The 20,342-nt window shown below is 70.8% G+C and carries 18 protein-coding genes and 2 pseudogenes; 11 read left to right on the plus strand and 9 right to left on the minus strand.

Going from position 1 to position 20,342, the window contains the following annotated elements:
- Positions 1 to 339: 339 nt before the first annotated feature.
- Positions 340 to 804: a hotdog fold thioesterase gene (locus ACIQVZ_RS17915; RefSeq protein WP_350881726.1), complete on the minus strand. Its 465-nt coding sequence runs from the start codon at positions 802 to 804 to the stop codon at positions 340 to 342.
- Between the two features lie 271 nt (positions 805 to 1,075).
- Between ACIQVZ_RS17915 and polA the strand changes: the two genes are divergently transcribed.
- Positions 1,076 to 3,763: a DNA polymerase I gene (gene polA / locus ACIQVZ_RS17920; protein WP_402451036.1), complete on the plus strand. Its 2,688-nt coding sequence runs from the start codon at positions 1,076 to 1,078 to the stop codon at positions 3,761 to 3,763.
- Between the two features lie 122 nt (positions 3,764 to 3,885).
- Positions 3,886 to 4,434: a GNAT family N-acetyltransferase gene (locus tag ACIQVZ_RS17925; protein ID WP_402450940.1), complete on the plus strand. Its 549-nt coding sequence runs from the start codon at positions 3,886 to 3,888 to the stop codon at positions 4,432 to 4,434.
- A gap of 69 nt (positions 4,435 to 4,503) precedes the next feature.
- Here ACIQVZ_RS17925 and ACIQVZ_RS17930 read toward each other — a convergent pair whose 3' ends face one another.
- Positions 4,504 to 5,184: a TetR/AcrR family transcriptional regulator gene (locus ACIQVZ_RS17930; protein WP_402450943.1), complete on the minus strand. Its 681-nt coding sequence runs from the start codon at positions 5,182 to 5,184 to the stop codon at positions 4,504 to 4,506.
- Positions 5,185 to 5,254: 70 nt separating this feature from the next.
- Between ACIQVZ_RS17930 and ACIQVZ_RS17935 the strand changes: the two genes are divergently transcribed.
- Both ACIQVZ_RS17935 and ACIQVZ_RS17940 read left to right on the plus strand, forming a co-directional pair.
- Positions 5,255 to 5,917 carry a class I SAM-dependent methyltransferase gene (locus tag ACIQVZ_RS17935; RefSeq protein WP_350881720.1) on the plus strand — a complete coding sequence of 221 codons (663 nt, stop codon included), beginning with the start codon at positions 5,255 to 5,257 and terminating at the stop codon, positions 5,915 to 5,917.
- Between the two features lie 148 nt (positions 5,918 to 6,065).
- Positions 6,066 to 6,467 (plus strand): hypothetical protein, encoded by a 402-nt coding sequence (locus tag ACIQVZ_RS17940; protein WP_402450947.1) that lies wholly within the window; start codon positions 6,066 to 6,068, stop codon positions 6,465 to 6,467.
- 96 nt (positions 6,468 to 6,563) lie between these two features.
- On the opposite strand, the gene ACIQVZ_RS17945 is transcribed toward ACIQVZ_RS17940, so the two are convergent.
- Positions 6,564 to 7,415, minus strand: coding sequence for an alpha/beta fold hydrolase (locus ACIQVZ_RS17945; RefSeq protein WP_402450950.1), 852 nt, complete (start codon positions 7,413 to 7,415; stop codon positions 6,564 to 6,566).
- 126 nt (positions 7,416 to 7,541) lie between these two features.
- On the opposite strand from ACIQVZ_RS17945, the gene ACIQVZ_RS17950 reads away from it, so the two are divergent.
- A complete protein-coding gene (locus ACIQVZ_RS17950) occupies positions 7,542 to 7,682 on the plus strand; it encodes a hypothetical protein (protein ID WP_402450953.1) in 141 nt (46 codons plus the stop codon).
- Between the two features lie 150 nt (positions 7,683 to 7,832).
- Here ACIQVZ_RS17950 and ACIQVZ_RS17955 read toward each other — a convergent pair whose 3' ends face one another.
- Positions 7,833 to 8,036, minus strand: coding sequence for an EF-hand domain-containing protein (locus ACIQVZ_RS17955; RefSeq protein WP_402450956.1), 204 nt, complete (start codon positions 8,034 to 8,036; stop codon positions 7,833 to 7,835).
- A gap of 705 nt (positions 8,037 to 8,741) precedes the next feature.
- Here ACIQVZ_RS17955 and ACIQVZ_RS17960 point away from each other — a divergent pair.
- Complete coding sequence (locus tag ACIQVZ_RS17960; RefSeq protein ID WP_402450959.1) at positions 8,742 to 9,620, plus strand: glycosyltransferase family 2 protein; 879 nt, start codon at positions 8,742 to 8,744, stop codon at positions 9,618 to 9,620.
- 290 nt (positions 9,621 to 9,910) lie between these two features.
- On the plus strand, positions 9,911 to 10,087 hold the full coding sequence (locus ACIQVZ_RS17965) for a hypothetical protein (RefSeq protein ID WP_402450961.1): 177 nt from the start codon (positions 9,911 to 9,913) through the stop codon (positions 10,085 to 10,087).
- 46 nt (positions 10,088 to 10,133) lie between these two features.
- Here the strand turns inward: ACIQVZ_RS17965 and ACIQVZ_RS17970 are convergent.
- The 3 genes and pseudogenes from ACIQVZ_RS17970 to ACIQVZ_RS17980 all read right to left on the minus strand — a co-directional run.
- Positions 10,134 to 10,623 (minus strand): annotated as a pseudogene (locus ACIQVZ_RS17970) (ATP-dependent helicase C-terminal domain-containing protein); the annotation flags it as partial.
- Between the two features lie 151 nt (positions 10,624 to 10,774).
- Positions 10,775 to 11,341 (minus strand): hypothetical protein, encoded by a 567-nt coding sequence (locus tag ACIQVZ_RS17975; protein WP_402450964.1) that lies wholly within the window; start codon positions 11,339 to 11,341, stop codon positions 10,775 to 10,777.
- Positions 11,342 to 11,354: 13 nt separating this feature from the next.
- Positions 11,355 to 11,807, minus strand: a complete 453-nt coding sequence (locus tag ACIQVZ_RS17980) for an ATP-binding protein (protein WP_402450967.1) — start codon at positions 11,805 to 11,807, stop codon at positions 11,355 to 11,357.
- A gap of 196 nt (positions 11,808 to 12,003) precedes the next feature.
- Between ACIQVZ_RS17980 and ACIQVZ_RS17985 the strand changes: the two genes are divergently transcribed.
- The 3 genes and pseudogenes from ACIQVZ_RS17985 to ACIQVZ_RS17995 all read left to right on the plus strand — a co-directional run bounded on the left by ACIQVZ_RS17985 (position 12,004) and on the right by ACIQVZ_RS17995 (position 14,998).
- Positions 12,004 to 13,296: a tetratricopeptide repeat protein gene (locus ACIQVZ_RS17985; RefSeq protein ID WP_402451038.1), complete on the plus strand. Its 1,293-nt coding sequence runs from the start codon at positions 12,004 to 12,006 to the stop codon at positions 13,294 to 13,296.
- 160 nt (positions 13,297 to 13,456) lie between these two features.
- Positions 13,457 to 13,609: pseudogene (locus ACIQVZ_RS17990) on the plus strand (DUF397 domain-containing protein); the annotation flags it as partial.
- 129 nt (positions 13,610 to 13,738) lie between these two features.
- Positions 13,739 to 14,998 carry a hypothetical protein gene (locus tag ACIQVZ_RS17995; RefSeq protein WP_402450969.1) on the plus strand — a complete coding sequence of 420 codons (1,260 nt, stop codon included), beginning with the start codon at positions 13,739 to 13,741 and terminating at the stop codon, positions 14,996 to 14,998.
- A 43-nt stretch (positions 14,999 to 15,041) separates the two neighbouring features.
- Here the strand turns inward: ACIQVZ_RS17995 and hrpB are convergent, their stop codons facing one another.
- Complete coding sequence (hrpB, locus tag ACIQVZ_RS18000; protein ID WP_402450971.1) at positions 15,042 to 17,561, minus strand: ATP-dependent helicase HrpB; 2,520 nt, start codon at positions 17,559 to 17,561, stop codon at positions 15,042 to 15,044.
- Between the two features lie 6 nt (positions 17,562 to 17,567).
- Positions 17,568 to 18,422, minus strand: coding sequence for a class I SAM-dependent methyltransferase (locus tag ACIQVZ_RS18005; protein WP_402450973.1), 855 nt, complete (start codon positions 18,420 to 18,422; stop codon positions 17,568 to 17,570).
- Positions 18,423 to 18,836: 414 nt separating this feature from the next.
- Here ACIQVZ_RS18005 and rpsA point away from each other — a divergent pair, with 414 nt between their 5' ends.
- Positions 18,837 to 20,327, plus strand: coding sequence for a 30S ribosomal protein S1 (gene rpsA, locus ACIQVZ_RS18010; protein WP_063347134.1), 1,491 nt, complete (start codon positions 18,837 to 18,839; stop codon positions 20,325 to 20,327).
- The last annotated feature ends 15 nt before the right edge of the window (positions 20,328 to 20,342 follow it).

Consider the following 20,342-nt stretch of genomic DNA (forward strand, 5'->3'; position numbering starts at 1 on the left):
GGGGGTTGCAGCTGGCCTGGTCGATACTCGGACACTCGTGTCCGATTCACTTGTTCCGGTCATGCTCGTCCGGATTTCGGACAATGAGGGCATGGCGAAGGAACTCCGGGCTGCCTGCGGGCCTCGGAGCGGGCCATTGCTCGGATTTCCTACTGGTTACGCAGCGTTACTTGTGCGGATTTCGGACATGCTGCCGCTTCGGCCGCGCCCGGAGCTGCCCGGACATGCCGCCGCCCCCTTGTCCAGACCAACGCCTGCCCAGGGGGGCGTGAGGTCAAACAAGGGGGCGGCCAAGGGATTTGATGATCCGTCGGCACCGGGAAGCGTCCCGGCGCGGGGTCAGAGGTCGCGCAGCATGCAGGTCAGCCGGCAGCTGGTGACCCGCTTGCCGGTGTCGTCGGTGATCGCGATCTCGTACGTGGCGGCGGTGCGGCCCTTGAACACCGCCGTCGCCACCCCGGTGACCAGCCCGGAGGTGGCCGAGCGGTGGTGGGTGGCGTTGAGGTCCACCCCGACCGCGTACCGGCCGGGGCCCGCGTGCAGCATCGCGCCGATCGAGCCCAGCGTCTCGGCCAGCGCCGCCGACGCGCCGCCGTGCAGCAGCCCGTACGGCTGCTGGTTGCCCTCCACCGGCATGGTGCCGACCACCCGGTCGCCGGAGGCCTCGACGATCCGGAGGCCGAGCTTCTCGCCGAGGGCGCCGCCGGAGAAGGTCTGCGGGTCGACGCCGAGCTTGGCGAAGTGGTCCAGCACGTCCTGCGGGACCTTCAGGACGGGGGCCGCGTCGGGGGCCGCGTCGGTCATGGGGAACTCCTGCCGCTCGGGGATCGTCATCGTGCTGCCTGTGATCGTACGACCGTCCTACTCGGCGGTAGCGGTCGTGTCCGGGGCCGGGGCGTGTCAACGGGCGCCCCGGGCGCGGCGCTCGACGGGCACGGCGCCCCTTTTGTCGGTGCCGGGCCATAGGATCGGTGGCCGGTAGTGGAATCGGCAGGAACGGGACGTTGACGTGGCTACGCAGAGTACGGACAAGGGCGCGACGGGTGGCGGCGGGGCCGGCCCGCGGCCCCGGCTGATGCTGCTCGACGGGCACTCGATGGCCTACCGGGCCTTCTACGCCCTGCCCGTGGAGAACTTCAACACCTCCACCGGCCAGCCCACCAACGCGGTCTACGGCTTCGCCTCGATGCTCGCCAACACCGTCCGGGACGAGCAGCCCACCCACCTCGCCGTCGCCTTCGACCTCTCCCGGCAGACCTTCCGCTCCGTCGAGTTCCCCGACTACAAGGCCAACCGCGCCAAGACGCCGGACGAGTTCCGCAGCCAGATCGGCCTGATCGGCGAACTGCTCGACGCGATGAACGTCCCCCGGCTGACGGCCGAGGGCTTCGAGGCCGACGACATCATCGCCACCCTGGCCACCGCCGCCGAGGCGGCCGGCTACGACGTCGACATCGTCACCGGCGACCGCGACTCCCTCCAACTGGTCACCGAACACATCACCGTCCTCTACCCGACCAAGGGCGTCTCCGAGCTCACCCGCTACACCCCGGAGAAGGTCGCCGAGAAGTACGGCGTCACCCCGCGCCAGTACCCGGACCTCGCCGCCCTGCGCGGTGACCCGTCCGACAACCTGCCCGGCATCCCCGGCGTCGGCGAGAAGACCGCCGCCAAGTGGGTCAACCAGTTCGGCTCCTTCGACGAACTCGTCACCCGCGCCGACGAGGTGAAGGGCAAGATCGGCGAGAAGCTGCGCGAACACCTCGACTCGGTCAAGCGCAACCGCGTCCTCACCGAGCTCGTCCGCGACGTCGAACTCCCGCTCGGCGTCGGCGACCTGGCCCGCGCGCCGTTCGACAAGGCCGCCGTCGGCACGCTGATGGAGTCGCTGGAGTTCCGCAACGCCAACTTCCGCGACCGCGTCCACGGCATCGACCCGGCCGCCGGCGAGGAGGAGGCCGCGGCCGAACTCGCCCCCGGCGTCGAGGTCGACGGCGAACTCCTCACCGACCCGGGCACACTGGCCGGCTGGCTGCGCGAGCACGCCGCCGACACCAAGGCCCCGGTCGCCCTCGCCGCCGTCTACCAGTGGGCGCTCGGCACCGGCGAGGTCACCGAAGTCGCCCTGGCCGCAGGAGAAGCCGCCGCCTGGTTCGACCCGGCGCAGCTCGCCGAGGAGGACGAGCGGGCCTTCGCCGCCTGGCTCGCCGACCCGGCCGCCCCCAAGGCCCTGCACATCGCCAAGCAGGTCATGCGGGCCTTCGCCGAGCGCGGCTGGGCCATCGAGGGCGTCGTCGCCGACACCGCCCTCGCCGCCTACCTGGAGAAGCCCGGCCGCCGCACCTTCACCCTGGAGGTGCTCGCCGAGGAGTACCTGGCCCGCTCGCTCACCCCCGCCCCCGCCACCGAGGACGGCCAACTCGCCTTCGACGCCCCGGAGGAGGACCCGGCGGCCGGCGCCCAGGCGCTCATGCTCCAGGCCCGTGCCGTCCTCGACCTCGCCGCGCTCTTCGACACCCGCCTCGCCGAGGTCGGCGCCACCGGGCTGCTGCGCGACATGGAACTGCCGATCGCCGCCCTGCTGGCCCGGATGGAGCGCACCGGCATCGCCGCCGACCGCCCCTGGCTCACCAGCCTGGAGGCGCAGTTCGCCACCGAGATCCAGCGCGTGGTCGAGGAGGCGCACGCCGCCGCCGGGCGCGAGTTCAACCTCGGCTCGCCCAAGCAGCTCCAGGAGATCCTCTTCGGCGAGCTCGCCCTCCCCAAGACCAAGAAGATCAAGACCGGCTACACCACCGACGCCGACGCGCTCACCTGGCTCGCCACCCAGACCGACAACGAACTGCCGGTCATCCTGCTGCGCCACCGCGACCAGGCCAAGCTGCGCACCACCGTCGAGGGCCTGCTGAAGACGGTCTCGCCCAAGGGCCGCATCCACACCACCTTCAACCAGATGGTCGCCGCCACCGGCCGGCTCTCCTCGCAGGACCCGAACCTGCAGAACATCCCCGTCCGCACCGAGGAGGGCCGCGCCATCCGCCGCGCCTTCGTCGTCGGCGAGGACTACGAGTCGCTGCTCACCGCCGACTACTCGCAGATCGAACTGCGCATCATGGCCCACCTCTCCGAGGACGAGGCGCTGTTGGAGGCCTTCGCCACCGGCGAGGACCTGCACACCACCGTCGCCTCCCAGGTCTTCGAGGTCCCGGGCAGCGCGGTGGACGCCGAGATGCGCCGCAAGATCAAGGCGATGTCCTACGGCCTCGCCTACGGGCTGTCCGCGTACGGGCTCTCGCAGCAGCTCGGCATCAAGCCCGGCGAGGCCCAGGGCCTGATGGACACCTACTTCGAGCGCTTCGGCGGCGTCCGCGACTACCTGCGCCGGGTCGTCGACGAGGCCCGCGCCACCGGCTACACCGAGACGCTGCTCGGCCGCCGCCGCTACCTGCCGGACCTCAACAGCGACAACCGCCAGCGCCGCGAGATGGCGGAGCGGATGGCCCTCAACGCCCCGATCCAGGGCTCGGCCGCCGACATCGTCAAGATCGCCATGCTGCGGGTGGACGAGGCGCTGCGCGCCGCCGGCCTCACCTCCCGGATGCTGCTCCAGGTGCACGACGAAATCGTGCTGGAGCTGACGCCGGGCGAGCGCGAGCAGGTCGAGGCGATCGTCCGCGAGCAGATGGCCGGCGCCTACCCGCTGCGCGCCCCGCTGGACGTCTCGGTGGGCGTCGGCGCCAACTGGGAGGCCGCCGCGCACTGATCTGGCGGCGCGGTTCTCGGCGGGCTCGGACACGGCTGGTGTCCGAGCCCGCTGCCAGGTTTCCGCGGGCCGTCGCGCAGCGGGGGATGGCGGAGAGCCCCTTGGCTGTCCAGAATGATCCGATGGCCACGCTTGAGACTCCGCGTCTGATCCTGCGCCGCTGGCGCGAGGAGGACGTTGCGCCCATGGCTGCCGTCAATGCCGACCCCGAGGTGATGCGGTGGATCCGGGACGGCAGCGTCCGTGACGAGCAGCAGACCCGCGGCGGGATCCAGGCGTGGGAGAGCGAGTGGGATGCGCAGGGCTTCGGCCTGTTCGCGGTGGAGATCCGCTCCACTGGCGAGCTGGCCGGGTTCACCGGTCTCTCGGTCCCCGGCTTCCTGCCGGAGGTACTGCCGGCGGTCGAGGTCGGCTGGCGGTTGGGGCGCTCCCACTGGGGGCAGGGCTTGGCCACCGAGGCCGCTGCGGCCGCTGTGTGGTTCGCGTTCGAGGAGCGAGGGCTGGAGCGGATCGTCAGCATCACTCAGGTGGGCAACGACGCCTCCGAACGGATCATGACCAAACTGGGGATGCAGCTGACCCGTGAGACCGTCAGTCCCGCCGGCGGTCGGCGAGTGCGGGTGTTCGCGTTGTCGTCGGACCAGTACGCCGCAACGACCACTCGGCACTGAGCTCGGCCATCCGATCGGCGGTCCCGCCGGTGCCTCGGAGTCAACTGCTCACCGTCTCCCCTGCGTCGGCTACTCCGCCGCGTGCGCCGCGTGCGCTGCGTCCGCTGCGTGCGCTACGTCCGCTACGTTCACGCGGTGCAGGAACGCCTCGACGAGGCGGTCGGTGAAAGCCTGGTCCACGGGTTCCGCCGTCACCAGGACGCGGTGGTAGAGCGGCCCCACGAGTTGGTCGATCTCCGCCGCCATGTCGAGTCCGGCGGCGAGCTGGCCGCGTTCCACCGCGCGTTCCAGCGGGAGCCGGTCGCGTCGGCGCTGTTCGTCGAGGTACCCGGACCGCAGGGCGGCGGCGAACGCGGGATCGTGCTGGGCGTGCCCGATGAGGGCCCTGAAGACGGCGCCGGCGTCGGACCGGGTGAGGAACAGGGCCAGTTGGCGCAGGTGGGCGCGTAGGTCCGGGGCCAGGTCGCCGTGGTCCGGCGGGGTCAGGGCTTCGGCCGCGTCCTGGAGGAAGGCGTCCAGGAGGATGTCGGTCTTGGTCTTCCACCAGCGGTAGACGGTCTGCTTGGCGACGCCCGCCCGGGCGGCGATGCCCTCGATGGTGACGCCGGTGAAGCCCTTCTCGACCAGGAGGTCGTCGGCCGCCTCCAGCACTGCCTGCCGGGCCTGTTCGCTGCGGCCGTGCCGGTTGCCGTGGTGGCGTGCCGCCGGTTGCGACCCGGCCGCCGCGGCGGCCGTACTTCCTCGTTCCATGTCTGCCTCCTGGGGCCAGGGTAGGCCAGAACCGCTAGACGCAACGCAACGGTGCGTCTAGTCTAGGTCCATGACACCGACCAACACCCTCGAAGACCCCCGCGTCGCCACCGCCCTCGACCGGATGTTCCGGCACGCCGAGCAGGACGAGGCGACCAGCAAGCGGATCCGGGCGGCGTGGCCCCAGGGCTCCGCGCCCCTCGGCCCGCAGGAGCAGGCTGACGCCAACGCCGAGGTGTACATGCCGATCTCCGCCCAGGGCGGCCGCCTCCTCTACAACCTGATCCGGGCCACCCGCCCCGCCACCGTCGTCGAGTTCGGCACGTCCTTCGGCATCTCCACGCTCCATCTCGCCGCCGCGGTGCGCGACAACGGGACGGGGCGGGTGATCAGTACGGAACTGAGCGCCGCCAAGGCCGCGGCCGCCCGCCGGACGTTCGCCGAGACGGGGCTGGACGACCTGATCACCGTCCTCGAAGGAGACGCCCGCGACACCCTCGCCGCAGTCGACGGCTCCGCGGACTTCGTCCTCCTCGACGGCTGGAAGGACCTGTGCCTGCCCGTCCTGCGACTCCTCGAACCACGCCTCGCGCCCGGCACCCTCGTCGTCGCCGACGACGTCGACCTGGAGGCCCTCGCGCCCTACCTCGACTACGTCCGCGACCCCCGCAACGGCTACCAGAGCGTCACGTTCCCCGTGGAGGACGGAATGGAGATCAGCTGCCGCCTGTAGACCCGTGTGGCGTCGTGATCAGGTGCGGGTACCGCGTTCTTCGTGGGGGTAGTCCGGTACGACACTGGTCGTGACGCGTGGGCAACTCACGGATGCCCAGGGAAAAAGGACGCGCGCCACTGCGTCCGGTCAGGCGATCATGGCTGCCATGACGGATGCAACCGGACCGGAGCCGCTGGGCGTGTGCCTCGTGGCCAATGTCGCCCAGGAGACCGGCCACGGCGAAGGCGGGTCGGAGATCCGCAAGGGGCTGAGGCACTTCGCGCCGGGGGCGAAGGTGTGGATCGCGCCGCCGGCCTGGGGTGATGGCGGTGACTGCGTCATCGTGGCCGGACGCCACCGGGGCAACAGCCGCCGCTACGTGCGGATCGTGATCAAGAGTCGGTTCCTGGTGAACTTCCGGGTCCATGCCGTCTACAGCCCGGCGCTGGTGCGCGCGTTGACGGAGGCGGAACCCGGCGAGGAGAAGGATTTCGGGGCCCGCCTCCTGTGGGACCAGGAGCAGGCGGAGAGCTGGGCGCGATCCCGGAACGCGCCGAAGACGCGCTGAGGCCGGGCTGGGGCCGGGCTGAGTACGGGTTGAGGGCGGCCTGAGGGCGGCGAAGCCGGCGCGCCGGTGGGGCGGCACGCCGGGAACACCTCCGGGTCAGCCCGCGAGGTGCTCCAGGAGCAGCGGCACGATCCGCTCGGCGTCGGCCTCCGGCAGCCAGTGGGTGGCACCCTCCAGCGCAACGAACCGGTACGGGGCGCTGACGTGCTTGGCCGTCAGGTCGGCTGCTTCGCGGCCCAGGGCGCGGTCCTCGGTACCCCAGACGAAGAGCGTGCGGACGGTGATCTCACCGGCCGGCACCCGGAGTTCCTCGTTGATCGCCCGGTACCAGTTGAGCCCGGCCGTCAGCACGCCCGGCTCGGTCAGCCGTCGGACGTTGGACTCGGCCTGGTCCGTCGGCAGCGCGCCCCGGTAGATCGCGCGCAGCCTGGCCGCGTCGTCGGCCAGCATGGCCTGTTCGGCCACGTGCCCCGGCAGGCGGAACTCCCTGATGTACTGAGAGCGTTGGCGCTGGTCGCTGTCGTTGTTCAGGGCCTCGTAGAGCGCCTCGGGGTGCGGGGTGGAGAGCACGGTCAGGCTGTGCAGCCGCTCCGGGTGGGTGGAGGCCAGCGCCCAGGCGACGAGGCCGCCCCAGTCGTGGGCGACCAGGTGGAAGCGCGGCGCGTCCAGGGCGTCGGCGAAGCCCAGCGCGTCCGCGACCAGCAGCTCGACGGAGTAGTCCGCGATGTCGGAGGGGCGGGCGTCGGGGGAGTAGCCGCGCTGGTCCACCGCCACCGCGCGGTAGCCGGCCGCGGCCAGCGCCGTCAGCTCGGCGCTCCAGCAGTCGGCGAACTCGGGGAACCCGTGCAGCAGCAGGACGAGTTCCCCGTCGGCGGGCCCGGCGGCCAGCGCGTCGAAGGTGTGCCGGCCGACGGTCAGGCGGAGGGCGGTGGGCTGGGGTGTCGACATGGGTCAGCTCCTGGTGGCGGTCCGTCAAGAGGACGATCAGATCACAGGGCTGACCAGGCGGGTGCGGCGGGCATTGTTGCGGGTGGCGCCTTTGCCAACCCTTGATGCGGAGGGCTGGTCTCCGCGATGGAGGTGGTCGCCTGGTCGCTGGCCAGGTTCCCGATCGGAACACGGGTGGACGCTGCCAACGCGCCGATCGGGCTCAAGGACCAGATCTGCTCGATCTCGAAAGAGCGGGTTCGGTTGATGCGGCGGCTCTCGTCGTGACGGCGGAGGGGCAGGTGCTCGGATAACCAACCCGGCATCACGCATTGAAGTTCAGTACGCCGCAAGGCCGGATTCGTAGCCAACCGCCAAGGCACCTGCCGTGCGGTCACGGCAGGTGCCTTGGAGCGGTCGAGTCGGGGACGGCCCCGCCTACCGAATGAGGTCGGAGAACTCCTTGAAGCCGATCTGGCCGTCGTTGTTCTCGTCGGCGTATTGGATCGTCGCCTTCGCGTTGGCTTCGCTGACCTTGGGGTTCTGCATGAGGTACGTCTTCAGCTCATCGGGGCTGATGTAGCCGTTGTGATCGGTGTCGATCTCGTCAAACTGCTCGCGGGCGCTGCGCATGCTGGTCATCGCCATCCTCTGTTCGTTGGAACCGTCGATGTCAGGCCGAGAACATTCCTCGCCCGCTGAAGAATATGGCAGTCGACTCTTTATTTGCCCAGGACTCCCCAGGGAGAGAATAGGCGGGAAATTAGTTGCACGATTAGGATCATAGGAGAATGCAATTTATGGCTGGAGTCACAGGAAGGGCTCTCTCCTGAAATCAGGAACCGCGTTGGTTACTGACCCGCACTCCTAACCGGCGGCGACAATCGGCGACGGCGGCCGCACGGTGTGGAGCGAGAACAGGTCCCCGGTAGCGGAACTGGCCCGCGCCCTCTCGCTCTGGCTGCGTCTTTCGGATGGTGGGAGAGGGGACTTCACGTTCGACTCGATGACGTACGACGTGCCCGGCGCGCCCCTGGTCGCTGCTGCTGGACGGCTGCACCCTCCTCCTCGCGGTCTACTGGCGCACAAACGTCTTCGCCCGCAGCCGGCAGCCTCCCTACGGGCGAACCAGGGGCCTTCGGGTACCAGCAGGAGCGGACGGTATGGGATGGTGGCCCGGACACCCGGACCGGTGGGACGGTTGCCGGCGATCCAGGCCAGTGTGGTCCGGTCCATGTACTGGTGGTCCGGGAGATGGCCGGTCTCAGCCAGTACACGCAGCGGCGCGTTCCCGGGATGCGGTGTCGGCGGGATCATGAAGGGTTCCTCAACTTGGGGTCGGGTGCGATGGGCGTCACGCTGGGCGTGGTGGTGCTGACGATGGGAGACCGGCCTGCGGAGCTGACGGCGCTGCTGGACTCGGTACGGGCCCAGGACGGCGGCGACAGCGGCGTGCGGACCGTGGTGCTCGGGCAGGGCGTGGAGCTGCCCGAACTGCCGGACTGGGCGGACGCCGTGGAGCTGCCGGAGAACCTCGGGATTCCCGGAGGCCGCAATGTGGGCGTCGAGCGGCTGCGCGAACTGGGCGGCGTGGATGTACTGGTCGTCCTGGACGACGACGGCTTGCTGCCCCGCACCGACACCTTCCGCCTGGTCCGGGCAGCCTTCGAGCAGGACCCGCAGTTGGGGATCATGTCCTTCCGTATCGCGGATGAGACCGGGTTCACCCAGCGTCGGCACGTCCCCCGTCTCGGCGCCAGCGACCCGATGCAGTCCGGGCCGGTCACCACCTTCCTGGGCGGCGGCCATGCCATCCGGATGAGCGTGATCGACCAGGTTGGGTTGTTCCCCGCTGCTTTCTTCTACGCCCACGAGGAGACCGACTTCGCCTGGCGTGCCCTGGACGCGGGCTGGCGCATCGACTACCGCGCCGACGTGGTGCTTCAGCACCCCCGCACCGACCCGGCCCGGCATGCCACCTACTACCGGCTGACGGCCCGCAACCGGGTCTGGCTGGCCAAGCGCCACCTGCCTGCGGTGCTGGTGCCGGTCTACCTCACCTCCTGGGCGCTGTACACGCTGGTCCGCCGGCCGCCGCTGTCCGGTCTCAAGGCGTGGTGGTCAGGCTTCTTCGAGGGCGTGCGCACACCGTGCCCGCCGCGTCGGCCTATGCGGTGGAGCACGGTGTGGCGGATGGCGAAGCTGGGCCGACCACCGGTGTTCTGACGGCCGGCCCAGCGTGGTCAGGTCCAGATGGCGTGGCATCCGACCGGAACAAGAAAGAGCTCAAGATGGTGCGCGCGACCATTGCCTTCTATCGCACACGAGGAATTCCCGGCGCTCCCGAGCTTGCTCAGCGGGTTTCCGAGCTCGTATCCGCGTGACCTCGGATTCATCTGGCGGATCACGGGGTACCCGAGGTCTCGGCCGCAGCCGGCTTCCGTTTCGTAAAATCCCGCTTGATCTAACGGAAGACGACGGGTGTGGTGCGAACGGGATCCGGGAGGGGGGAGCGCATGAAGCGGCCAGGGTACGCGATAGCGATCGTGCTCGACATCGTGCTGTTGGTCGGGTTGCTCCAGGGATGGCTGCCCGCCAGTTCCGAGGGTTTCCGGAAGTTCCTGATCCTCTTCACCTCTGTGATCCTGGCGCTCGTCCTCTACTCCGCGATCCGGACGAACCGGCGCGACTGACGACGACGCAGTCGGGCAGCGGCGGCGGTGTCGTCAGTCGCGCCGGCTACTTCCGGGCGTTGAGGCGGCGGGTGGGTTCCGCCGTCGTCGGGTCTTCGGGCCAGGGGTGGCGGGGGTAGCGGCCTCTCGGCTCTGCGCGGACGGCGCGGTAGCCGTTGTGCCAGAAGCTCTCCAGATCGCCGGCGACGGCGGCGGGGCGGTCGGCGGGGGAGTAGGTGGATGGTGAGCGGTATGCGGCCGCCGGCCAGGGCGGGGGCCGCTGCCCAGCCGAAGAGTTCTTGCAACTTGACGGCCAACACGGGGTGTTCGGTGGTGTGGTCGACGCGGATCGTCGACCCGCTGGGGACGGTGATCCGCTCCGGCGCGAGTTCGTCCAGGCGGCCTGCCTCGCCGGTGGCCCAGGGGAGGAGGCGTTGGAGGGCCCCTGTGGTGTCGATGTGGGCGAGGTCGGCGCGGCGGCGGGCCTGGGAGAGTTCGGGTTCCAGCCACTCTTCGGCGTGCTCCGGCAGCGCCTCGGCGCTGACGTCGGCAACAGGCGGCGGACTTCCGCGCGCCAGCGGCCCGGATAGGGGCCCGCCGTCGGAGGAGGGTGGAAAGGCGGCGGATCCGGCGGCGAGGAGGTGGGGAGCCTGGGGCGGTGTTTTCTGCGTTGCGTAGGAAGTCGGTGGGGTCGACTTCTGGTGCGGGTCAGTGGTGGGTTGCGTGGGCGGCTTGGGCTTGGGTGCGGGCGTGGGTGAGGGCGGGTTTGAGGCGGGGGTCGGGGGAGGGGTGGGCTGTGAGGAGTTCGCCGGCGGTGATGAGGGTGGTCCAGTAGCGGGCGGGGTCGCCGGTGGTGGGGTGGGGTTGGGTGGCGGTGAGGGAGAGGTAGGCGGTGGTGAGGTTGCCGGTGGTGAACCAGCGGGTGAGGCCGTGTTGGTGGCCGGCGCGGATGCTGCCGTGGGCGTCGATGGCGGTGAGGAAGAGGTCGATGATGGCGAGGTCGCGGTCGTCGGGGGTCTTGGGGATGTCGAAGACGCCGAGGGCTTCGAGGAGTTCGCCGGTGTCGGCCTCGGATCCCGGTCGGGGGCTGGCGAGCAGGGCGTCGTAGCAGTCGTCGAGGCGGCGCTGGGTGTCGGCGGCGGGGATGCCGAGGGCGATGCAGACGGCGCGGGCGGAGCGCAGGGGCTGGCGGGTGCGGCGGGCGAGGGTGGCGTAGGCGTCGGCGGGGGTGGAGCCGGTGTCGAACAGGTGCCGGGCGGTGAGGGGGAGTCGCATGGTGGGTGCCTGTTCAGACGGTGAGGAGGGTGAGGGCGGTGGGTGCGGGGGAGGGCGTGGGGGCGATCAGGGCCCAGACGAATTTGCCGATGCCGCCGGCGCGGGGGCAGCAGCCCCACTTCTCGGCGAGTTCGTTGACGAGGAGGACGCCGCGTCCGTGTTCGTCGTCGGGGGTGGGGGTGTGGAGGGAGGGGCGGCCGGTGCCGGCGTCGTGGACTTCGAGTCGGAGGCGGTGGTCGGGGGTGAGGGAGAAGCGGATTTCGATGAGGCGGTCGGTGGGGGCGTCGGTGTGCTGGACGGCGTTGGCGAAGAGTTCGCCGAGGAGGAGTTCGGCGGTGTCGCGGTAGCGGTCGCCGGCGGGGAGGGCGGCGAGGTAGGCGCGGAGCAACTGCCGGGCGACGGGGGTGGATTCGGTGCGGGAGCCGAGGCTGGCGGCGAACGTCCGGGGCCGACGGGAAACGAGCATGGTTGTGCACCTCAGGGGCGGAATGGGGTTAACTTCACCACTGCTGGTGATTGACTGATGACGAACAGTCAACAGGCCGGTCCTGTGGTCGGCTATGGCCGGGCCGAGCCGGGAAGTTGAAACCCTTGAAACCCGTCTGCAGGGGGGAACTGTCGTGCGAACCGACCGCGAACCGAACCGAAAGCTCGCTTCGTTGATGACCGAAGCCGCTTGGGGCAACGGCGAATTGGCGCGGGCCGTCAACCGGACCGGTACCGAGGCTGGGCAGCGGCTCAAGTACGATGCCTCGGCTGTTTCTCACTGGCTCGGCGGCACTTCGCCTGCGGCGAAGGCCCTGCCGGTGGTCTTGGAAGCGCTGGCACGGAGACTCAAGCGGCCGATCACCGCTTTCGAGGCCGGATTTCGCGACAGGCCTACCACCGTTGACGAGTCGACGGATACGGTGTCAGGGCTGATCGATCTGGGGAGCCTCGATATGGACCCATCCCGGCGCGGAGTTCTCACAGCCAGCTTGTACTCGGTAGCTCTCACCATTCCGGGTTGGCCCGACCTGGTAGGCCGTTTCGAGAAACTGCGGACCAACCCGCACCTGCGGATCGGCATGGCAGAGGTCCAGTCGGTCGCCGCCATGACCGAACGGATCAGCGACCTGGACGACCAGTTCGGTGGCCGGATGGCACGACCGATGGCCGCCTCGTTCCTGGTCAACACGATCGCCCCGTACCTACAGGCGGACGCCACCGAGGACGTTCGCGAGGCGATGCTGTCGGCCGCCGCCGACCACTGCTACCTGACCGGCTACATGGCGATGGACGAGCGTCACGATGCCCTGGCCCAGCGCTACTACATGAAGGCTCTGGAACTGGCAGGGCATGCGGGCGATCACCTCACGTACTGCACCACCCTGCGCGGCATGAGTGTGCAGGCCGTCGACCTCGGCCATGGCAGTGCCGCCACGCGGTTCGCGGATGCCGCCTCGGCTGCCTCCCCGCAGGCCGGCCCCCGGATGAGGGCCTTCCTCGCGGGCCAACAGGCCCACGCCACCGCCCAGACCGGAGACAGGGCCGGAGCCCTGCACCACCTGCGGATGGCGGAAGTCGCGATGGAGCAGGCCGAGTCCAAGGCGAAGGCGTTCGGCTCCTACGACCCGTCCTCCCTCGCGTACCACGAGGCCAAGGTTCGCTGGGAGCTCGGCGACAAACCTGGCGCCATCTCCGCGATGCAGGCGTCCGACCGCCTGCGGTACTCGGTGTACGTGCGCAATCGGGTGCGGATGACCGGCATGCTCGCGGAGTGGAAGTTGCAGGCCGGCCGCCTCGAAGAAGCCTGTGTGGACTGGCATCGAGCTCTCGATGACTACCCGGCTGTCCAGTCCGGTCGGGCCGACGACCGCTTCCGCTCGATGATGGCCATGATCAAGCCCTACCAGGGCAACCGGTACGCGCGCGACTTGTACGACCGCGCTCGGCCGATGGCGAAGGCGGCCTGACCGGGCCGGAGATGCCCAATGGGCAGAACGATGTCTCCTCGGAGAGCTTGGATCGAGCGCATCCGAGCAATGATCCGGAAGTCGTCGCTGCACACCGGCGCGTCTATGGTCGGCTTCGCAGTGAGATACTCCCGGTGAGTAACTCGCTAGCGGCGGCAACGGGGGCGACTGCATCGAGGTGGCCCCCGGATTCCCCGGCCTCGTCCCCGTGCGTGACTCCAAGGACCCGCACGGGCCGGTGCTCGTCTTCCCGGCCTCGGCCTGGACGTCCTTCCTCTCCTCCGTCCAGGCCGGTGACTTCCCGGAGCGGTGACCAGCTGCCGGGGGCGCGTCGTCTTCCGCGTGCGCCTGCCGCAGCCTGAAACGCGCCTTCTGACCAGGCGAAACGCGGATCGGTCCCTACGCTGGGTGTCGGCCCGCCAGCCCCGTCGAAGGACCGCGTATGCGCCGCTCCCGCCTCATGCTGTTCCTGGCCCTGTCCGCCGTGACCGCCTCCGCCCTCGTCGCCGCCGACGCCGCGCCGGACGCGCCGGACGGGCCGGTCCCATCGGTCAGCCTGCCGGTGCTCCGCGACCCGCAAGCTCAGCAGAGGCTCCACCGCATGACGGACCCGGTGCAGGACTGGGTGGAGTCCGGCGCTCCGGCGGCGGACGGCTACGCCGGGACCGTGATCGACGCGTCGAACCAGCACGCCGACATCTACTGGAAGGGTGAGGCCCCGACCGAGGTCCGGGCGCTGCTCGACGCGAACGCCGGCCCCGGCTACACCGTCGACGTTCACCAAAGCCCTTACTCCCGTGCGGAGATGCGGGCCGCGATCGACCGGTTCACCGCCGCTGTGGCGCCCGAGGCATGGACGTCGATCGGCCCGCAGGAGGACGGCACCGCCATCGCGATCACGTACGTGCCGACGAAGGCGACGCGGCCGACCGGCGGCGCCACGACCGAGCAGGCGTACTCCCGGACGGCCGCCGAGATCGCCGGGATGCCGGTGACGGCCACCGTCGAGGGCATCCCGGCAGCGCTGTCCGGCAGCCGGCACTCCGACAGCGCGCCGTACTACGCGGGCGCCGAAGTCAACACCGGCAAGGCCTCGTTCTGCTCGACCGCGTTCAGCGGTTGGAAGGACAGGACGAAGGTGCTGCTGACCGCCGCACACTGCGGCGGCGGCCGGTACTACAACGGCACCGGCGGCCACATCGGCGACCTGTACGCGATCGGCGACGGTTTGGACGTCGCCATGATCGCGATCAACGGCAACGGCACCGGCCGGTTCTACGACGGTGCCTGGTCGGACGGCAGCGGTTCGTCGCGACGCACGTACGGGATCGGACGCAACAACGTGGGGGACCTCGTCTGCCTCAGCGGCGCCCAGTCGGGGTGGAAGTGCGACGTGGAGGTCAAGAAGGTCGATGTCGAGACGACGAACGACGAGGGGACGAAGATCAAGCCGGTGGACATCGCGGAGTCGAAGGGCGGTGACCGACGGGCGATCGGTGCGAAGGGCGACAGCGGCGGCCCCACACTCGCCAACCCGTCCGGCGCGAACGGCGACATGGAGGCTCGCGGCGTGATCGTGGCCGGAAGGTCGGAGGTCGGATGCCCGGCCGGATCGACGGCACACTCGACGACCTGCTACGCGCAGGTGCTCTACGTGCCGATGACGCCGGTGGTGAACCAGCTGGGCTTCTCGATCTCCTGACGGCAGCGCGAGCCAGGAATCCCACCCCCGCCGGGGAGGGGTGTCAGTTCCGCGGGTTGAGGCGGCGGGTGGGTTCCGCCGTCGTCGGGTCCTCGGGCCAGGGGTGGCGGGGGTAGCGGCCCCTGAGATCCGCGCGGACGGCGCGGTAGCCGTTGTGCCAGAAGCTCTCCAGATCGCCGGTGACGGCGGCGGGGCGACCGGCGGGCGACAGCAGGTGAATGGTCAGCGGGACACGTCCTCCGGCCAGGGCAGGGGTCTTGGTCCAGCCGAAGAGTTCCTGCAACTTGACGGCCAGCACCGGGCGTTCGGCGGTGTAGTCGACTCGTATCTTCGAGCCGGACGGCACGGTGATGCGTTCGGGGGCCAGCTCGTCGAGGCGGCCTGCTTCCCCGGTGGCCCAGGGGAGGAGCCTCTGGAGGGCAGACGTTGTGTCGATCCTGGCCAGGTCGGCGCGGCGGCGGGCGCGGGACAGTTCCGGCTCCAGCCACTCGTCGGCGCGTTCCAGCAGCGCGGCGTCGGAGACGTCCGGCCAGGGGTCGCCGATGGCGGTGTGGAGGAAGGCGAGGCGTTCGCGCAGGCCGGAGGGGAATGTCAGCAGGGTGCTGATGCCCTCGCGGGCCAGGCCTTCGAGGATGGCGCCCCGGACGAGGGCCCGGTCGGGGCGGCTGAGCGGCTTCTCGGCGAGTTCGATCGCGCCCAGCGACTCGACCCGGCGGGAGACGACCTCGTCGCGGCGGGTGTCCCAGTGGACTTCCTCGCGGGATTCGAGCAGCGAGGCACCGGCAAGCCGGGCGGTGTCCTCGTCCAGTGCCGCAGCGTGCAGGATGCGGGCGGACGGGGAGCCGGCCGAGCGGTCGGCGACTGCGATGGCGACCCACGGCAGTGCGCCGAGCGCGGTGCCGGGCGCGAGTTCGGCCGCCGTCCCGGAGGCCATCAGGTACGGGCTGCGCTCGCCGGGGGCGGGCCGCTCCACCCGGGCGCGGGCGATGCGTTCGGGGAAGGCGAGGGCGACGACGAGGCCGGCGGCGGTCGTGTCGGGTAGCTGAGTGGCGGGTTCGGAGCCGGCGGCGCGCAGCAGGCGGCGGACTTCCTCGCGCCAGCGGCCGGCGTACGGGTCGTTGGCGGAGCGGACCGCCCGCCAGACCGCGCCGAGGTCGTCGCCGAGGGCGCGCGGCGGTTCCTCGGAGAGCAGGGCGACCACCTCGGCCGCTCGACGGGCGCCGACGGCAGGAGCGCCGTCCACGAGCGCGCGCCCCAGCCGGGGGTGCAGCCCGGTGCGGGCGAGGCGGACGCCGCGCGGGGTGGCCCGGCCGTCGGTGTCGACGGCGCCGAGGGCCTGGAGGGTCTGCCGGGCGGCGGCCATCGCCCCGGCGGGCGGGGCGTCGGGCAGGGCGAGGCCGGTGGCGTCCGGGTCGCCCCAGCAGGCGGCCTGGAGAGCGAACGCGGTGAGGTCGGCGAGGGCGATTTCCGCGGTGGGGAAGCGGGTGGCGAGGGCGTCCTCGGCCTCGTTCCAGCAGCGGTACACGGTGCCGGGGGCCTCGCGGCCGGCACGGCCGGCGCGCTGGCGGGCGGCGGCGAGCGAGGCGCGGACGGTGACCAGCCCGGCCAGGCCCCGGGCGTGGTCGGTGCGCGGTTCGCGGGCGAGCCCGGCGTCGACGACGACGCGGACGCCGGGCACGGTGAGCGAGGACTCGGCGACGGCGGTGGCGAGCACGACGCGGCGGCCGTCCGAGGGGGTGAGGGCGGCGTCCTGGACGGACTGCGGGGCGCGGCCGTGGAGTTGCAGGACGTCCGCCGCCACGGTGGACAGCTGCCCGGCGACACGGCTGATCTCGCCGACGCCGGGCAGGAAGCAGAGCACGTCGCCCTCCTGCTCGGCGAGCGCCCGCCGGACGGTGGCGGCGACGTGGTCGAGCAACGCCGGGTCGACCCGGGTGCCGTGGGCGGGCCGGACGGCGCGCGGCGGCGGCGCCCACACCGTCTCGACCGGGTGGGAGACCCCGTGCGCCTCCACCACCGACGCGCCGCCGAGGAGTTCGGCCCAGGCCGCGGTGTCGGAGGTGGCCGAGGCGCAGACCAACCGCAGTTCGGGCCGCAGCGCGGCCCGGACGTCGAGGAGGAACGCGAGCGCGGTGTCGGCGTCCAGGTGCCGTTCGTGGCACTCGTCCAGGACGACCACGTCCACTCCGGGCAACTCCTGGTCGCGCTGGAGCCGTTGCAGCAGTACGCCGGTGGTGACCACCTCGACGACGGTGGAGGGCCCGACGCGACGGTCCCCGCGCACGGTGTAGCCGACCTGCCCGCCGACCGCCTCGCCCAGCAGCCAGGCCATCCGCCGGGCGGCGGCCCGGACGGCGAGTCGGCGTGGTTCGGCGACCAGCACGCGAAGCGTCGGGCGCTCGGGATCGAGCAGACCGGCGAGTGCGAGCGGTACCAGGGTGGTCTTGCCGGTGCCGGGCGGTGCGGCGAGGACGGCGGTGCCCTGCTCGTCGAGGGCGCGGTGCAGCGCGGGCAGGGCGGTGCGGACGGGCAGTTCGCGCCAGGCCGGGTTCGTCGAGGTCAAAGGGGCTCAGCCCCGCTCGGCGACGAAGATCGCGGTGCCGGGGATCAGCCGCCCGCGCAGCGGGGACCAGCCGCCCCACTCCTGCTCCAGGCCGGCCGGCCACTCGGGCTCGACCAGGTCGGTCAACCGGAATCCGGCGCCGACGAGTTCGCGGACCCGGTCGCCGATGGTGCGGTGGTGCTCGACGTAGCTGGCGCGGCCGTGCTCGTCCTCCTCGACGTAGGGGGTGCGGTCGAAGTAGGAGGAGGCGGCGGTGAGGCCCTCGACGCCGGGCTCGTCGGGGAAGGCCCAGCGGATCGGGTGGGTGACGGAGAACACCCAGCGGCCACCGGGGCGCAGCACCCGGTGCACCTCGCGCATCAGGGCGGCGGTGTCGGCGCTGAACGGGACGGCGCCGTAGGCGGAGCAGGCGAGGTCGAAGGAGGCGTCGGCGAAGGGCAGGACGGCGGCGTCGGCCTGGACGACGGCGACGGGGGTGGCGCCGCGGCCGAGGTCGATCCGGCGGGAGTGCTGGAGTTGGCGGTGGGAGATGTCCAGGGCGACGGGGCGGGCGCCGCGGCCGGCCAGCCAGCGCGAGCACTGGGCGGCGCCGGCGCCGATCTCCAGCACGTCCTTGTCCGCGACCTCGCCGAGGAGGTGGGCGTCGGCCTCGTCGAGGCCTTCGGGGCACCAGGTGAAGCGGTCGTCGCCGAGGAACTCCCCGTGCTCGTCCTGGTACTCGTCGGCGTTGCGGTCCCACCAGTGCCGGCTGGCCCGGCTGCTCTCCCCGGTGCCGGCCGCGCGCCGTACCGCGTCGTCGCCGTCGCCGTCAAGATCATGCAGGTCGGACTGGGGGGTGGTGGCCACGGTGATAATGCCCATCGCGTAGGGTGTGGAGTGCGGAAGCGCCGCTGCCGAGACCGGGCCCGTCAAGGACCCGATCCTGGTGGTGGCATCCGGGGAAGGGCCCCTTCGGGCGCCACCGCAAGGTGCGCAATCGGAGGATATGGCCTGATCCATACCGGGCTCCACCGTCTTGCCGCTCTTGGCGTTGACCGTGCCTGGCCGTCCCCGTATGCTACAAGTTGCGCTGCGGGCCTGCGCGCCTCAGACGGAGCAGGTCGCGCTCGCATCTGTCGAAGACCCCACGGTCGCAAGACGGACGCCGGATTTCCCGTTTGTGCGGGAATGCCGGTGCGCCGTGTTCTTGGCTGTCCGGCTTTCGGTGGGAGCGATACGGGCCCTCCGCGTGGCATTACCTACGACTTTCATGTCCGTACCGGAGCCCTTTTCCTAATGACGAGCCCCACCGACTCCTCCCTCAGCACCACCCCGCAGGTCGCGGTCAACGACATCGGCGACGCCGAGGCGTTCCTCGCCGCCATCGACGAGACCATCAAGTACTTCAACGATGGCGACATCGTCGAGGGCGTCATCGTGAAGGTCGACCGTGACGAGGTCCTCCTCGACATCGGTTACAAGACCGAGGGCGTCATCCCGTCCCGCGAGCTCTCGATCAAGCACGACGTCGACCCGCACGAGGTCGTCGCCGTCGGTGACAACATCGAGGCCCTGGTCCTCCAGAAGGAGGACAAGGAGGGTCGTCTCATCCTGTCCAAGAAGCGCGCTCAGTACGAGCGTGCCTGGGGCACGATCGAGAAGATCAAGGAAGAGGACGGCATCGTCACCGGTACCGTCATCGAGGTCGTCAAGGGTGGTCTCATCCTCGACATCGGCCTCCGTGGCTTCCTGCCGGCCTCGCTCGTCGAGATGCGCCGCGTCCGCGACCTCCAGCCCTACGTGGGCAAGGAGCTCGAGGCCAAGATCATCGAGCTGGACAAGAACCGCAACAACGTGGTCCTGTCCCGCCGTGCCTGGCTGGAGCAGACCCAGAGCGAGGTCCGCCAGACCTTCCTCACCACCCTGCAGAAGGGCCAGGTGCGCTCCGGCGTCGTCTCCTCGATCGTCAACTTCGGTGCCTTCGTGGACCTGGGTGGCGTCGACGGCCTGGTGCACGTCTCCGAGCTGTCCTGGAAGCACATCGACCACCCGTCCGAGGTTGTCGAGGTCGGCCAGGAGGTCACCGTCGAGGTTCTCGACGTTGACATGGACCGCGAGCGCGTCTCCCTGTCGCTGAAGGCGACCCAGGAGGACCCGTGGCAGCAGTTCGCCCGTACCCACCAGATCGGCCAGGTCGTTCCGGGTAAGGTCACCAAGCTGGTTCCGTTCGGTGCGTTCGTCCGCGTGGACGAGGGCATCGAGGGTCTGGTCCACATCTCCGAGCTGGCCGAGCGCCACGTGGAGATCCCGGAGCAGGTCGTCCAGGTCGGCGACGAGATCTTCGTCAAGGTCATCGACATCGACCTCGAGCGTCGCCGCATCAGCCTGTCGCTCAAGCAGGCCAACGAGGCGCTGGGTGCCAACCCGGCCGAGGTCGAGTTCGACCCGACCCTGTACGGCATGGCTGCCTCGTACGACGACCAGGGCAACTACATCTACCCGGAGGGCTTCGACCCCGAGGCGAACGACTGGCTGGCCGGCTTCGAGAAGCAGCGTGAGGAGTGGGAGCGCCAGTACGCCGAGGCGCAGTCCCGCTTCGAGCAGCACCAGGCCCAGGTCATCAAGAGCCGTGAGGCCGACGCCGAGGCCGCTGCCGAGGGTGGCGACGCCGTCGCCGCCGCTGCCGGTGGCTCCTACTCGTCCAGCAGCGACGAGGGCTCCGGCGCTCTCGCCTCGGACGAGGCCCTGGCGGCCCTGCGCGAGAAGCTGGCGGGCGGCCAGAGCTGAAGCTCTGACCCGCTG

The organism is Kitasatospora sp. NPDC098663 (assembly GCF_044760075.1).
In the GTDB taxonomy this organism is placed as follows: domain Bacteria; phylum Actinomycetota; class Actinomycetes; order Streptomycetales; family Streptomycetaceae; genus Kitasatospora.